This is a genomic window from Curvibacter soli, from assembly GCF_029211125.1.
Taxonomy (GTDB): Bacteria; Pseudomonadota; Gammaproteobacteria; order Burkholderiales; family Burkholderiaceae_C; genus Curvibacter_A; species Curvibacter_A soli.
This window is the reverse complement of sequence record NZ_JARGEN010000071.1, coordinates 39,613-53,077: the sequence shown is the minus strand read 5'-3', so window position 1 is coordinate 53,077 and position 13,465 is coordinate 39,613. Positions and strand designations below refer to the sequence as shown.

Sequence of the window (13,465 nt, the reverse complement as noted above, 5' to 3'; positions counted from 1 at the left end):
TTTCGTATGGTGATGAATATTGATTGCGTGGATGCGGATTGGCTGGCGCAGGGCCGGCAAAGCCTGGAGCAGGGCGATCTGGACGCGGCAGCGGCTGCTTTGCGCAAGGCTTTCCAGGTGCCGGCCATGCAACTGGATGCGCATAACCTGATCGAGCGCCATGGCTTGAAGGGCTGCTTTGGCGAATGGATGGGGCTCAACTGCGAGATTGCGCCAGCGGATGATATTTTTCGTTTTTTCGCAGGTCACGCGTCCTGCTCGTATCCGATTCGTGATTACCTGGCTGACGGTTGGCGAACTCTGTCGGAGTTGATGCTGCTGTTGGAGCGGGTCGATCGGCCGTTGGCGAAGGTGGGGCGGTTTTTGGAGTTCGCGAGTGGGCACGGGCGCTTTACGCGCCATTTGGTGAAGGCAATCGGGGCGCAGAGGGTGGTCGTATCGGACGTGGTGGAGGATGCGGTTCGGTTTTCCACCGAGCGTTTCGGCGTGCATGGGGTGCTTTCGGCGCGCGAGCCGGCCGCGGTGCGTTGGCCGGGAGCATTCGACGTAGTGTTCGTGCTTTCGCTGTTCAGCCATTTGCCGGAGTGGACCTGGGCTGCATGGCTGCGGCGTCTGTACGAGGCGGTGGCTCCGGGTGGCGTGCTGGTGTTCACGACGCATGGCGAGTACGCGGCGCGGATGCAGGGGGTGGCGCTGGATTCACGCGGCTATTTCTTCGTGCCCTCCAGCGAGTCGAATGCCATCGACGGCGCAGACTATGGTACGGCGTTCACGTCACATGCCTATGTGATGGCGCAGATCGAGGAATGCATCGGATCAGGGCATTTGCAGGAATGGGCACCCAGGTATTTCTGGGCGCACCAGGACGCTTATGTCGTGGCCCGGGCGGCACGCTGAAGGGTTGGGATTGCCATGCACACGAGTTCGTTGGAGCATGTGGAGCGGCTGGTGGGCACGTATCTGTCGGCACAGGCTGCGCTCAATATCGTCGATATCGGCAGTTACGACGTCAATGGAAGCTATAGGCCATTCTTCGATCGGCCGGGTTGGCGCTATTGCGGGGTGGATTTGGTGGCAGGGCCGAATGTGGACGTGGTGCTGCAGTCGCCGTATCGCCTGCCCATGAGGAGCCACAGCGCCGACTTGATCGTGTCGGGCCAGGTTTTCGAGCATGTGGAGTTCTTCTGGCTGACGTGGCTGGAAATGGTGCGGGTACTGAAGCCGGGCGGGTTGATTTTTCTGCTGGCGCCTTCGCGCGGGCCGGAACATCGCTACCCGCAGGATTGCTGGCGCTTTTACCCGGACGGATACCGCGCGCTGGCGGCGTATGGAAGCCTGGAGCTGCTGGACGTGTCCACCGATTGGCAGCCCCATGAGGCGCAAGACAGTGCCGCATGGGGGGATACCGTCGGCGTCTTCCGGCAGCCTGCCTTGTCGCAGTTGCAGCGCTGGCGGCGCATTTTGATGCAGAGGCTGCGTTACCGCCTGTTGCCAGGCTATCGCCGTTAACGCCTGGCCCCTGGATCGGGGGCATCGCTTGCTTACTCACGACACCAGCCAGTCCTTGACCCTCCGTTGCCAATGGTGGGGGATGCTGCGCGCCAGGGGGCGAAGCATGGCGGCATGACGCAGGGTATTCAGGGCCCGAAGCGTCCTCTGGCGCAAACGGCCTTTGAGCACGGTTTCGCTGAGCGCCAGCCGGTTGCCGAAGGGGCCTTGGGGAAGGATGTCCAGGCCGAGGGGCGGCGGATTTGCGGTGGGTGTGGTGAGGTTTTTCAAATAATCGGTGCGATAGTCCCATGAGAGCATGCGCGCGTCGAGCCCCGTTGCCGGGACGGCTGCCGGTGGTGTGGGGCCGGTACCCGACAGGAAGTGCTCGGTGCGGATGGTTTCAAAGAATTCCAGCCATGCCTGGGGCGGGGTATCCCAACGGCGAATCCAGGTCCAGGGGCGTGACGCGAGGCGTTCGGCGAAGGCGCCAAGATCGGGTGCAGCCACGGGCAGGCCGGCAAGTAGGCAGGCGCTGAGGGTGTAGCTGTAGGTTTCGGGCCAAAGCGCTGGGAACCAGACCAGATCGGGCTGCAGCCAGTGCAGCAGGCCAGGCAAGTCAGTCTCCGTGTATTCGCCATGCACGGTGAGGGCGGCACGTGGCTGCGTGCGCAGGCTTCGGTAGGCATAGCCCAGGAGGTGGAATTCAACGGGGCTGCGTTGCTTTGCCGCAAGTAGTGCGACCTGCTCCAGCAGATCGGCCCCTTTGATGATGCTGAGTGCGCCGAGGACGGCAATGCGAAGCCGCTTGCCGGGCGGCAATGGCGATGGGGACGGGGCCGGCTGCGGTTGGAGAAGCGCCAGGTCGGTGTGCGGAGCAACGCGGATATCGGCGGCTGGAAAGAAGCGGACGTAGCGGCGGGCGGTGTCGACGCTTGGGGCCAGGACTTGGCGCGCTTCGTTGAGGATCCGTGCGTGGGTTTCGCGCCAAGCGGTGATGTCGGTGACGCCGCCGGGGCCTGGACTGCGCGCAAGGCATGCGCGGCATTGTTCCGTGCCTCTTTCTCCACAGTAGTGCCCGGATTGTTCGGTGAGCGTGATTTGCGGGCAGAAACTGTAGAAGTCATGCGCCGTGAAGTCGTAGGAGACGCCTAGCAGCTTTGGGAGGTCGGCGATGCGGCTATCGTGGCCGATGAGATGGTGTATATGGATGTGCGCAACCCGGGCCGCGCGCAGAAAGCGCTGGAGGAGTTCCCAGTCTTCGGGAATCTGGAAGCGGAGGTCGAGGTTTTCTGCTGCGGGCAATGTCTGTAGCCGCAGGCCGTTGTCGGGGGCGGGGCTCAGAAGCAGGAACTGTGCTTGTCCGCGCAGGTGAAGCGCGAGTTCCTCGGTATGGCGCTGCGTGCCGCCGCCCCGGTTGTGCGCAACGACAAGCACCGTCGGGACGGCCTGTTCCTGCAGCCGTGCCAGGTCCGCCAATTGCCGATAGGGCCGTGCAGGGTCGCGCTCGACGAAGCGCATCACTTCGGGTTCGTAGTCGGGGTAGAGGCGGCGCAGGATAGCGACCGCGTCACGTTCCCGCTGATTCTTGCTGTCGCCGAAGCTGACGCCTCCGGTGTGCAGCACAAACGTGTCGAGCGCATGCAGGTTGCGCCAGCCTTTGGCCACGGCGCGGCGGCAATAGTCGTTTTCTTCGCCGTAACCCTTTTTGAAGGTCTCCACGTCGAACAGGCCGATAGCGCGCAGACTGTCGCGGCGGATGTACATGCAGAAACCCACGCCCGTGGGGATGTCGACTACCTGGCCGGCATTGGTGCGCGCAAAGAGTGCGTCGAGGCGCGCGGTATCGTAGCCTGCGGGCAATTCGTTGGCGGCGCAGAAGGTCGGGTAACTGCAGATGGTCGCATTGGTGGAGAAGGGGGTGACAGTGGCAACCTTGGCATCGCAGTAGGCGGCGCGGCGCAGGCGGTCGAGCCAGTCATTGGCGACTTCGGTGTCGCTGTTGAGCAGCAGCACGTCGTGGCCATCGCTATAGGACATACCTCGGTTCACCGTGCCGACAAACCCCAGATTTTCAGCATTCTCCAGCAGAACGTAGCGAGGGTCGCGGCCCACTTGTTCGCGCAGCCATGCAGTGAGCGCGGGTTCGGGGCTGGCATCGTTGATGACAATGAGGCGAAATGGGGTCTGGCACTGGCTTGCCAGAACCGACGAAATGCAGGCGCGTGTATCTTCGAGTCCCTTGTAGACGGGGACGACAATGTCGACTGGTTCTTGCGGTATGGGCGGCAGCGGCGCAGGGGCCTGGGTGGGCTGTTGCTGTGGCGCGCCACTACTCCGGAGTAGTCGGTCAACCCACATCTTGGCTCTCACCAGGGGCCGGCTGACCCGAAAGACGGTGGAGTTTTCTATCCATTGAAGGTGCGTGCTCAGGCGTTCGGCATCTTCGCGGAGCCGGGCATTGGCGATGATCAATTGCTGTTGGTCGGTTTGCAGCACGCTTTTTTGCTGCTGGAGTTCCTGTTTCCACTGCTGCAGTGCAGCGTGCCGGGATTGCAGGGCGTCGAGCTGTTCCTGTAGCTCTGCGATTTTTGCCTTCGAGGCTTGTGCCGTCTGCTGGAGTATCTCCGATTCGGTTCGCGTCTGGCGGAGCGCGAGCTCCAAAGACGCGAGTTCTGCAGCGGTGCGCTGGCTTTCGGCTATGGCATGTTGCTGTAGCTGCTGGACAACGGAGGCGAGCGCCAGGTAGTCCGCGGACATGGGCCAGCCGACTTCCACCGAGAGAGAGCCGCCGCTGCGCGAAATGGTCTCTGCGATGACCGATGCGGGTATGGGCAGGACGATCCATGGGTCGTCGCCGTGCAGCAGGAGTTGGTTCGCGCCGAGGACGTTCCACGACGCGTTGAGCAATATTTGATGGGACGGCATGGCGGCGAGCGCCAGGGCGTCTTCGCGGCGCTCGGCGTGCCATTCCCACACAGTCTCTCCCGCGTTGGTGCGCAGTGTGATCTGATGCAAATGCATGAAGCCGGGGCGGTCGGCGGGGTCGAGGCGCAGGGAGTCATAGCTGCCCCCTTCGGCGGGGAGCTGGAACAGTAGGGTCTGACGGCCTTCGCCCATGATGCCGCTCGCATTGACGCTGCGGGTTTCGGTGTATGCGTCAGCATGGCCGTAGTACACCGCTGCGGTAAATAGTGCATGGGGTGGGTGGAGATCGGCGGGCGAGATGTCCGGTGGCGCGGACGCCGCGGCAGCGTGGCCGGCCAAGGGGCGGGCCTTGGCGATGATCTGGTATGTCAGTGCATCGGGAGCGGCGAGAAGGTAGCGGGCCACGCTGGGCGGCAATGCATCAAAAGGCGCCCGGAACTCTGATTCGGGGAGTTTGCGCACGACGGTTTCGATGCCCTCCACGTCCCAGTGCTGCTGGTGCAGGAATGCCAACAGCGACTTTCGGGTGAAGAACCGGATGTGGGTTCGGTCGAGTAGTCCCTCGTCCCGGTAGCGAAATTCGCCAATCAGCAATTCTGCGATCAGGCCGCTGTAGCCTGCATTCGGCACGGAGATGAGGATGGCGCCTCCGGGAGCCAATAGTCCACGGCATGCCGCGAGCACCCGTTCGGGGAAGCGCAGGTGTTCAAGAACGTCGGCGCAGACAATGTAGTCGTAGCGATGTGCGCCAAACAGGCCGTGCAGATCGCAGGTTTCCAGGTCTGCGACCTCCACGGTACGGTAGTGCGCACGGGCGCGTGCTGCCTCGGCTTGGCTGATCGTCAATCCATCAACGGTGCATGCCTTGGTGGTTTGCAAATACTTGCCAAGGGCGCCTGTGCCGCAGCCAAGATCTAGTACTGTTGCGGCCTGCAAGACGTGCGAGGCCACAATGGTCAGGGATGTACGGTCGTCGGCGCGTATTTCGCGCTCATAGAGATGCAGCTCCTCTGCATGGGCGCCTGGGGCGGGGTTTGTCATACTTGAGGTTTCCGATGGCGCCGGGCCGGATGCGGGCGCTGCATCCTTGGAAGACGGGATTTGATGATGGTGTGTTCTGGAGCGCTGGGCAAGCACAGCGGACTGTCGCAAGGCAAGGCACAGGATGCTTCAGCAGTTTCGACCATGGCCTTGACCGTCTCTATTGTCAGTCATGGGCATGATGACTGGCTACCCGGGTTGTTACAACAGTTGGCAAAAACCGCGCGCAACGTGATCACGCATGTGATCGTGACGCACAACCTGCGCCCTGTTCGCTCCGTACAGTCCGAGGGCTGGCCTTTCGTCCTGAAAGAACGTTGTAATTCGCATCCTTTGGGTTTCGGGGCCAACCATAACCGCGCATTCGCACATGTCAGCACCCCGTTCTTCTGTGTCCTGAATCCGGATGTTTCGTTCTTGGACGAGATGGTGTGGGAGCGATCTGTTCTTCGCGTCGCCGCGGCTGGGGTAGGCTGTGCATTCCCAACGCTAGTCGATGCGAACGGCAGTAGGCAGGATAATGTGCGATCACTATTGACGCCCTTTTCGCTTTTGCGCAGGCATGTATGGAGAAAGACTGACCGCGAACCACGCATATGGGCCAGCGCGGCGTGCTGGGTGATGCCTTCGGACATCTATGCCCGCATGGATGGATTCGATGAGCGTTATTTCATGTATTGCGAGGATGCCGATTTTTGTATGCGGTTGCAACTCGATGGGTTGCATATCGTCAGGGTGGATTCGCCGATGATGCATGAGGCGCAACGGGCAAGCCGGCGGCGCCTGGATCATATGGCATGGCATGTGTGCAGCCTGCTGCATCTGTGGACAAGCAAGACGTTCTGGCGTTGCCTTTGGCGGCGAAAAGAGTTGAAACCCCTCTCCTGATTTCATCGCGCCGCAGGGGCGCCTAGTCATATGGTGTTGATTTTTTTTATTGGGTTTCTGGCTTCCCTGCTTGTTTCGGGTTTGCTGGTGCGGCGCGCGAAAGCGCATGCGGGGCGTTATGGCTACGCCAAGCCGCAGCGGTTCCATGTGGGGGACACTCCCCGGCTGGGCGGGGTGGCGATCTTTAGTGGATGCGCTTGTGGCTGGGCTGCCGCCGTCATCGCCTATTTTTGTGGGAACCTTGGCTGGATGTATGTTGACCCTGTGCTGGCGCTGAAGTGGGTCGTGGTGATATTCCCCGCCATCGCCGGGGGGGTGCAGGAGGATCTGACGCAGCGTCTGGCGATCCGCTACCGCCTGTTGTTGACGGCCTTTTCTGCGTTGCTGGCGGTTTTGTTCGTCGATGTATCGATTGTTCGGCTGGGCCTGCCGATGTTGGATGCATTGGTGGTGGCTGCGCCTTGGTTGGCGTTGGCATTGGCGATGGTCGCCATGGCCGGGCTGCCCCATGCCTTCAATATCATCGATGGCTACAACGGGTTGGCCGGCATGGTGGCTCTGGTGGTTTACGTGGCGCTAACTTATGTTGCGCTGCAGGTAGGGGATAGGCAACTGGCTACCGTATTGCTGGCGCTGATCGGAGCTACGGTCGGCTTCCTGTTCTGGAATTACCCCCGCGGCCTGCTTTTCGCGGGAGACGGGGGGGCTTATTTGTGGGGCCTGACGATTGCGGTGGCAAGCCTTGTTCTGGTGAAGCGTCATGCCATGGTTTCCCCTTGGTTCCCGGTGCTGTTGCTGGCCTATCCAGTGTGGGAAACCTTCTTCTCCATTTACCGCAAGCTTGCGCGAGGCATGTCGCCTAGTGTGGCCGACGCATTGCATTTCCATCAACTGATCTACCGCCGCATCGTCAGGCACGTGTTCAGTGATGACGATTCGCGCCGCATTCTCATGCGCAACAACCGGACGTCGCCTTATCTATGGGGCTTCACCATGTTCACCGTGGTGCCGGCGGTGCTATTCTGGCGCAACACGCTGGTGCTGATGGTTTTTACCATGTTGTTCGTACTGCTTTATGTGGGTTGCTACCTTGCAATCGTGCGCTTCAAAGTCCCGCGCTGGTTGCGTAAATAGGTCAGTACCGGGTCTGCATACCCGGCCCGTTTGATGCAATACTGCCAGGCTTCAAATACGCTACGCGCCACCTCATGAATGGCTTTTCGACGAGCACATGGCTGATCCAGGCTATTGGAATCGTGAGCAAGAAGCACGCCGTGCCCCAAGTGGCTCCGATGTAGAAGTTGGATATGTCCGTGATGTGCGTGTGGATATATTGGGCAGCGGCGGCTACAAAGAACATATGAAGCAGGTAGATCGAATACGAATATTCACCGATGCGGCCGATCCAGGTGGACAATATATTTGTCGAAGGTATGTCGAGAGTGTCATACCAGCGGATGAGCAGGGCGAAGAAAGCCCCTTCGATGGAGCTCATGATAATCCATATCGGGCTGTCTGATGGATAGCTTGGCATGCCCATGAATCCTCCGGCATGGTCGAATGCCCAGTAGAAGGCGCAGAAACAGACGGCGGCCAGGGGGATGATTTTCTGCAGATATAGCTTGTTGATGCGTATTTGGCAGGCTAGTATCCCGAGTGTGAACTGGTCGATTCTGCCTATGATCGTGAAATAAGCGGCATGTTGAACAGAATGTTGGTCCAAGAAAATCACGGTGCGCACAGCGCAAGCGGCCAAGATGATCCAGAGCGCGTTCCAGGCAGACCTCCTGCTCAGAATCATCAGCAATGGCAGGGCTAGGTAGAAATGCGCTTCTACAGTAACCGACCAGCCCCCGTTGGGCAGGGTTGGATATATGAACCCTGACAAAATGCATTGGAGGTATTCGTTCGTCTCCTGTGGGCCGGTGCCATTGAATACGGTGGCGAGAAATTTCGCGAAGAGCACTGTCACCAGCAATGGAAGCAGTCGCAAGGCGCGGTTCCATAGGAATCGGTGATAAATGACGGTCCGCCCGCCGAGCAGTTTGGCGAAAAGGTACCCACTCAGGGTCATGAATAAGGCAACGCCCACATGCCCTTCGTCGAGTATTGCCAATGGAAATATGACGGGGGATTGACTGAACGGAACAGGGGTGCCGGAAGTCCAGTGCAGAAAGTGCCAGATGAAGACCAAAAATGCGGCGAGCGCCCGCAGGTGGTCGAGCGCGATGTAGTGTGCCCCTGACGAGGATTTCATGAATGCGTTAGGTGGGTGGCCGTCGGGCAGGCGCCGAGCGGTTCATCTTATCAATCCATGCGGCACAATCCGCGCATCCATCGATCCCCAACCGCCGCCGCACCATGACCGATCTGCAATCCATCGCCCCGCGCGACAAGGCCGAAATCCTGGCCCAGGCGCTGCCGTACATCCGCAAGTTCCACGGCAAGACCATCGTCATCAAGTACGGCGGCAACGCCATGACCGACCCCGATCTGCAGGCCGATTTCGCCGAGGACGTGGTGCTGCTCAAGCTGGTGGGCATGAACCCGGTGGTGGTGCACGGGGGCGGCCCGCAGATCGAGGCGGCGCTCAACCGCCTGGGCAAGAAGGGCCATTTCATCCAGGGCATGCGCGTGACCGATGCCGAGACCATGGAGGTGGTGGAATGGGTGCTGGCCGGCGAGGTGCAGCAGGACATCGTGGGCCTGATCAACCAGGCCGGCGGCAAGGCCGTGGGGCTGACGGGGCGCGACGGCGGCATGATCCGCGCGCAAAAGCTCAAGATGGTGGACAACAAGGACCCGAACATCGAGCACGATGTGGGGCAGGTGGGCGACATCGTCACCATCGACCCGAGCGTGGTGAAGGCGCTGCAGGACGATGCCTTCATCCCCGTCATCAGCCCGATCGGCTTCGGTGAGGCCAACGAGAGCTACAACATCAACGCCGACGTGGTGGCCAGCAAGCTGGCCACGGTGCTCAAGGCCGAGAAGCTGATGCTGCTGACCAACACGCCCGGCGTGCTCGACAAGGCCGGCGTGCTGCTCACCGACCTGAGCGCGCGCGAGATCGACGAGCTGTTTGCCGACGGCACCATCTCCGGGGGCATGCTGCCGAAGATCGCCGGCGCTCTGGACGCGGCCAAGAGCGGCGTGAACGCGGTGCACATCATCGACGGGCGCGTGCCGCACGCCATGCTGCTGGAGATCCTGACGGATCAGGCGTATGGCACCATGATCCGCAGCCATTGATGGAGAGCAACCCCCTGAGGCGCTGCGCGCCTTCCCCCTTCTCTCGCATCGCTACGCGCTGCGGGAAGGGGGACACCGCCGGCGGCCCGGCCAAGCCGGTTCCGCGGCGGTCGCTGGCGGCCTGCTGCGCGGCCTTTGGGTGGGCGGATTTGCGTCGGCTCTCCGCGTCTTCGTGCATACTCCCCATGCTAACGTCTGCCGCCGCAGGTGTTTCAACAGTTTTTGATACATACTCCTAGGGAGTATATGTAAATTACCCGAGCTACCCCATGCGCCTGCTGCTCGTGGAAGATGACGTCATGGTCGCCAGCGGCATCAAGCTGGGCCTGACGGATGCCGGCTACGCCGTCGACTGGGTGGGCAGCGGCGAGCGCGCCGAGGAAGTGCTGCGCAGCGAGACGTTCGACGCCGCCATCATCGACATCGGCCTGCCCGGCATCGACGGCATCGAGCTCACGCGCCGGCTGCGCCGCCCCGAGGTGGCGAGCCATGCCATGCCGGTGCTGATGCTCACCGCGCGCGACGCGCTGCAGGACCGGGTGCAGGGCCTGGACCACGGCGCCGACGACTACATGGTCAAGCCCTACGAGCTGCCCGAGCTGCTGGCCCGCCTGCGCGCGCTGCTGCGCCGCTCGCAGGCCGCGCTGAGCGCGGTGCTGTGCTTCGGCCCGCTGGAGCTCGACACCGCCGGGCGCCGCGCCTGCGTGCGGGCGGACTGCGGCGCGGCGCCCGCGCAGCCCATCGAGCTGGGCCCGCGCGAATGGACGGTGCTCGAGTACCTGATGCTCAACGCCCCCAAGCCGGCCCGCAAGGACAAGCTGCTGCAGGCCCTCACCGGCTGGGACAAGGAGATCACGCCCAACGCGGTGGAGGTGTACGTCTCGCGCCTGCGCGGCAAGCTGGAGCCGCACGGCGTGGCGTTGCGCTCCATCCGCGGTTTCGGCTACCGGCTGGAGCTGCTGGCCGCCGCCGAGCCGCGGTAGGTTCAACCTGGAAACGGCAGTTGACCGCTGCGTATCCCTTGCCAGGCCGCATGCAATCGAGCGTTGCCAGCTTCGATGGCGTTCACCTGGTGGGTGAGCGCGCCATGCACCTGCCGGCACCGCGTCGTCGCGCCTTGCCTGGCACCCCGATCACGGCACTGGCAGGCGCATCCAACTGCCGTTTCCAGGTTCAACCGGCTTGGAACGGCGAGTTTCAAGAACGCTGGACGCTCGCCAGCGGCAGGAACAAGGTCAGCGGCGAGTCTGGCAAGGCAATGAAGCCGTGATGCCGGTAAAAAGCCGCTGCCGCCTCGTCCTTGGCGTCCACCATCAGGGCGAAGGCGGCAATCTCCGAGCGGGCGGCGCGCTGGAGCGCATCGGCCAGCAGCGCACCGCCCAGGCCCTGGCCCTTGAAAGCCCGATCGACCGCCAGGCGGCCCATGCGAACGGCGGGCACGGTCGGATAGCGCGGCAGCTTCTTGCCGGTGCTGGCCGGAAGATCGGCCAGCAGCAGGCTTGCCGAGGCCAAGGTGTAGTAGCCCGCGATCTGCTCTCCGTCTGCCAGGGCCACGAAACAGGCAGCCACGCGGCGGCGAATGTCCTGGGTGACTTGCTCTCGCAGGTAGCGATTCAGCGGCTCCGAATCACTGCGGAAGGCAGCGCGGTCATGTGCAGCATCGAGCGGGGCAAGCTGCAACGGTGCGCGGCTCATTCCGTGCGCAAGAGCTTGCTGCGACGGGTAAAGGCACGTTCCAGAGCCGGGGCCGGCTTCGGTGGCGACAGCAGAGCTTGCGCGAAACATTCCTGATCGGCCAGCGACAGGCGGATGACTTCGGCTTGCTCGATGGCGCGCTGCGCAGCCTCCTGCACGGCGGACACCACGAAATCGGTCATGGTGCGCCCCTGTAGTTCGGCGGCACGCTTGAGCATCGAATGCAGATCGGTGCTGATTCGGGCTTCGAGACGGGCGGTAGAGGTAGTGGCGGGCATGGTTTTGTCCTGCTGAAGCAATCAAACGGCCAAGTGCCGTGCAACTCAGGGCGGAATTTTCGGCGGTTCCGGCGTACTCTACGTTAGCGTACGATTTTCCCCGTTTTCTGAGCGACCCCATTTTCTGAGCGACCCCAAGTGGAACGTCCAAAACTCTTGCGTACGACCGAGAGGGTAAGGTTGTGTTCGCATTTCCAACCTGTTTGGTTCCGGCTCCGCCGGCTTGGGATGATCGCTAAAAACGGCAGTTGAATCCCCAAAATTCGAGCAAGCACCTGTCACGCATTGAGTTTCCATGCTTTCCAGACTCACCCATTCGGAGCTGCTCTGCCGTCACTTGAAGTCTTTGGAAACCCGCATGGATATTGGGCTTCTTCAGTTTGTCGGTTGGTTCAACCGCCGTTTCTAGGATGGTGGCGAAGTTCGCGCCTGCCATGACCGCCGGGGTGCGCAACCGGCTGCTGGTGCTGCTCATCGTGCCGCTGTGCCTGCTGGCGCTGCTCAACGCCTGGCTCGACTACCGCTCCGCCGACGACGCCGCCCTGCGGCAGGACCGCAACCTGCTGCGCATGGTGCCGCTGCTGGGCGACTCCATCGTCGCCCCCGCCGCGCTGCCGGGCGACCCGCCGCTGCTGCTGGCCCCGCCGCTCGAAGAGTTCCTGAAGGAGCGCGCGGGCTATTGCGCCTACGCCGTCTTCGACCTGTCGGGCCGGCTGCTGTACGGCGACCTGTGGCTGGGCATGGAGGCGCCGCCGGCCACCGCCAGCCCCGAGTTCCACAGCATGGAGTGGGGCGGCGTCACTTACCGCATCGTCGCGCAGCGCGTGCACACCGCGGCGGGCGAGCTGGTGCTGGCGCTGGCCGACGGCTCCAACCCGCGCCAGCACTGGCTCAGCCGCACGCTGCTGCGCGTGCTGCTGCCCAACGCGGTGCTGCTGGCCGCCGCCGTGCTGGCCGTGGGCTGGGCCGTGCGCCGCGCCTTCAAGCCGCTGCGCGACCTGGCCGAGGCGGTGGAGCGGCGCTCCCCGCGCGACCTGAGCCCCATCGACGAGGCCGCCTCGCCGCTGGAGGTGCGGCCGCTGGTGGGGGCGCTCAACCGGCTGTTCAGCCTGGTGGACGCGCAGGCCGAAAGCCAGCGCAGGTTCATCGCCGACGCCGCGCACCAACTGCGCACGCCGCTGGCCGGCGTGCAGGCGCAGGTCGAGGCATGGGCGCTGGCGGCGCAGGTGGGATACAAGCCAAATCAGCCCGCAGCGCAGGCGGATCAAGCGCCGGGCGCTATCGTTTTGGAAGCGCAGCAACTGCACAAGCTGCGCCTGGCCACGCGCCGCACGTCGCAACTGGCCAACCAATTGCTGGCGCTGTCGCGCGCCGACGCGCGGGCCATGGAGGCGCAGCCCATGGAGCGCGTGGACCTCAAGGACTTGTGCGAGGCCATGCTGGAGCAGCACCTCGACGCGGCCACCGCCAAGCACATCGATCTGGGCCTCGACGCCGCGCCAGCCCGCACCACGGGCCATGGCTGGCTGCTGCGCGAGCTGCTCGGCAACCTGGTGGACAACGCGGTGCGCTATACGCCCGAGGGCGGCACCGTCACCATCCGCTGCGGCGTGGAGACTGCGCCCGGCGGCCACGCCCAGCCATTTCTGCAGGTGGAGGACGATGGCCCGGGCATCGCGCCGGCGGAGCGCGCGCGCGTGGCGCAGCGCTTCTACCGCGTGCCCGGCACCGTGGGCGAGGGCAATGGCCTGGGCCTGGCCATTGCCGAGGAAATCGCGCGGCTGCACCGCGCCGCGCTGTCGCTGGCCAGCGGCGGCGGCGGGCGCGGGCTGGTCGTGACACTGGTGTTTGCGCGCTGAGAACCGTTCTGGTTTTTGGGGGCGAGGGATGCAAAA

The 13,465-nt window shown here is 63.1% G+C and carries 11 protein-coding genes; 7 read left to right on the top strand and 4 right to left on the bottom strand.

Annotation, left to right across the window (positions count from 1 at the left end; translation table 11 throughout):
• The first annotated feature begins 6 nt into the window (after positions 1–6).
• Positions 7–897, top strand: a complete 891-nt coding sequence (locus tag PY257_RS14510) for a class I SAM-dependent methyltransferase (protein WP_275743079.1) — start codon at positions 7–9, stop codon at positions 895–897.
• Positions 898–912: 15 nt separating this feature from the next.
• Positions 913–1,509: a methyltransferase domain-containing protein gene (locus PY257_RS14505; RefSeq protein WP_275743077.1), complete on the top strand. Its 597-nt coding sequence runs from the start codon at positions 913–915 to the stop codon at positions 1,507–1,509.
• Positions 1,510–1,545: 36 nt separating this feature from the next.
• Here the strand turns inward: PY257_RS14505 and PY257_RS14500 are convergent, their stop codons facing one another.
• A complete protein-coding gene (locus PY257_RS14500; protein ID WP_275743074.1) occupies positions 1,546–5,457 on the bottom strand; it encodes a methyltransferase domain-containing protein in 3,912 nt (1,303 codons plus the stop codon).
• Positions 5,458–5,520: 63 nt separating this feature from the next.
• Here PY257_RS14500 and PY257_RS14495 point away from each other — a divergent pair, with 63 nt between their 5' ends.
• Together PY257_RS14495 and PY257_RS14490 are read left to right on the top strand one after the other, a co-directional pair.
• Positions 5,521–6,345 (top strand): glycosyltransferase family protein, encoded by an 825-nt coding sequence (locus PY257_RS14495; RefSeq protein WP_275743072.1) that lies wholly within the window; start codon positions 5,521–5,523, stop codon positions 6,343–6,345.
• A gap of 30 nt (positions 6,346–6,375) precedes the next feature.
• Positions 6,376–7,479 (top strand): glycosyltransferase family 4 protein, encoded by a 1,104-nt coding sequence (locus tag PY257_RS14490; RefSeq protein ID WP_275743070.1) that lies wholly within the window; start codon positions 6,376–6,378, stop codon positions 7,477–7,479.
• Between the two features lies 1 nt (position 7,480).
• On the opposite strand, the gene PY257_RS14485 is transcribed toward PY257_RS14490, so the two are convergent.
• Positions 7,481–8,602 (bottom strand): acyltransferase family protein, encoded by a 1,122-nt coding sequence (locus tag PY257_RS14485; protein ID WP_275743068.1) that lies wholly within the window; start codon positions 8,600–8,602, stop codon positions 7,481–7,483.
• A 104-nt stretch (positions 8,603–8,706) separates the two neighbouring features.
• Between PY257_RS14485 and argB the strand changes: the two genes are divergently transcribed.
• Both argB and PY257_RS14475 read left to right on the top strand, forming a co-directional pair.
• Positions 8,707–9,597, top strand: coding sequence for an acetylglutamate kinase (gene argB / locus PY257_RS14480; protein ID WP_275743066.1), 891 nt, complete (start codon positions 8,707–8,709; stop codon positions 9,595–9,597).
• A gap of 269 nt (positions 9,598–9,866) precedes the next feature.
• On the top strand, positions 9,867–10,580 hold the full coding sequence (locus PY257_RS14475; protein WP_275743064.1) for a response regulator transcription factor: 714 nt from the start codon (positions 9,867–9,869) through the stop codon (positions 10,578–10,580).
• Positions 10,581–10,794: 214 nt separating this feature from the next.
• On the opposite strand, the gene PY257_RS14470 is transcribed toward PY257_RS14475, so the two are convergent.
• Positions 10,795–11,292, bottom strand: a complete 498-nt coding sequence (locus PY257_RS14470; protein WP_275743062.1) for a GNAT family N-acetyltransferase — start codon at positions 11,290–11,292, stop codon at positions 10,795–10,797.
• Positions 11,289–11,570 carry a type II toxin-antitoxin system TacA family antitoxin gene (locus PY257_RS14465; RefSeq protein WP_275743060.1) on the bottom strand — a complete coding sequence of 94 codons (282 nt, stop codon included), beginning with the start codon at positions 11,568–11,570 and terminating at the stop codon, positions 11,289–11,291. Before PY257_RS14465 ends, PY257_RS14470 begins: the two co-directional genes overlap by 4 nt.
• Before the next feature lie 434 nt (positions 11,571–12,004).
• On the opposite strand from PY257_RS14465, the gene PY257_RS14460 reads away from it, so the two are divergent.
• Complete coding sequence (locus PY257_RS14460) at positions 12,005–13,429, top strand: sensor histidine kinase (protein WP_275743213.1); 1,425 nt, start codon at positions 12,005–12,007, stop codon at positions 13,427–13,429.
• Positions 13,430–13,465: the final 36 nt, after the last annotated feature.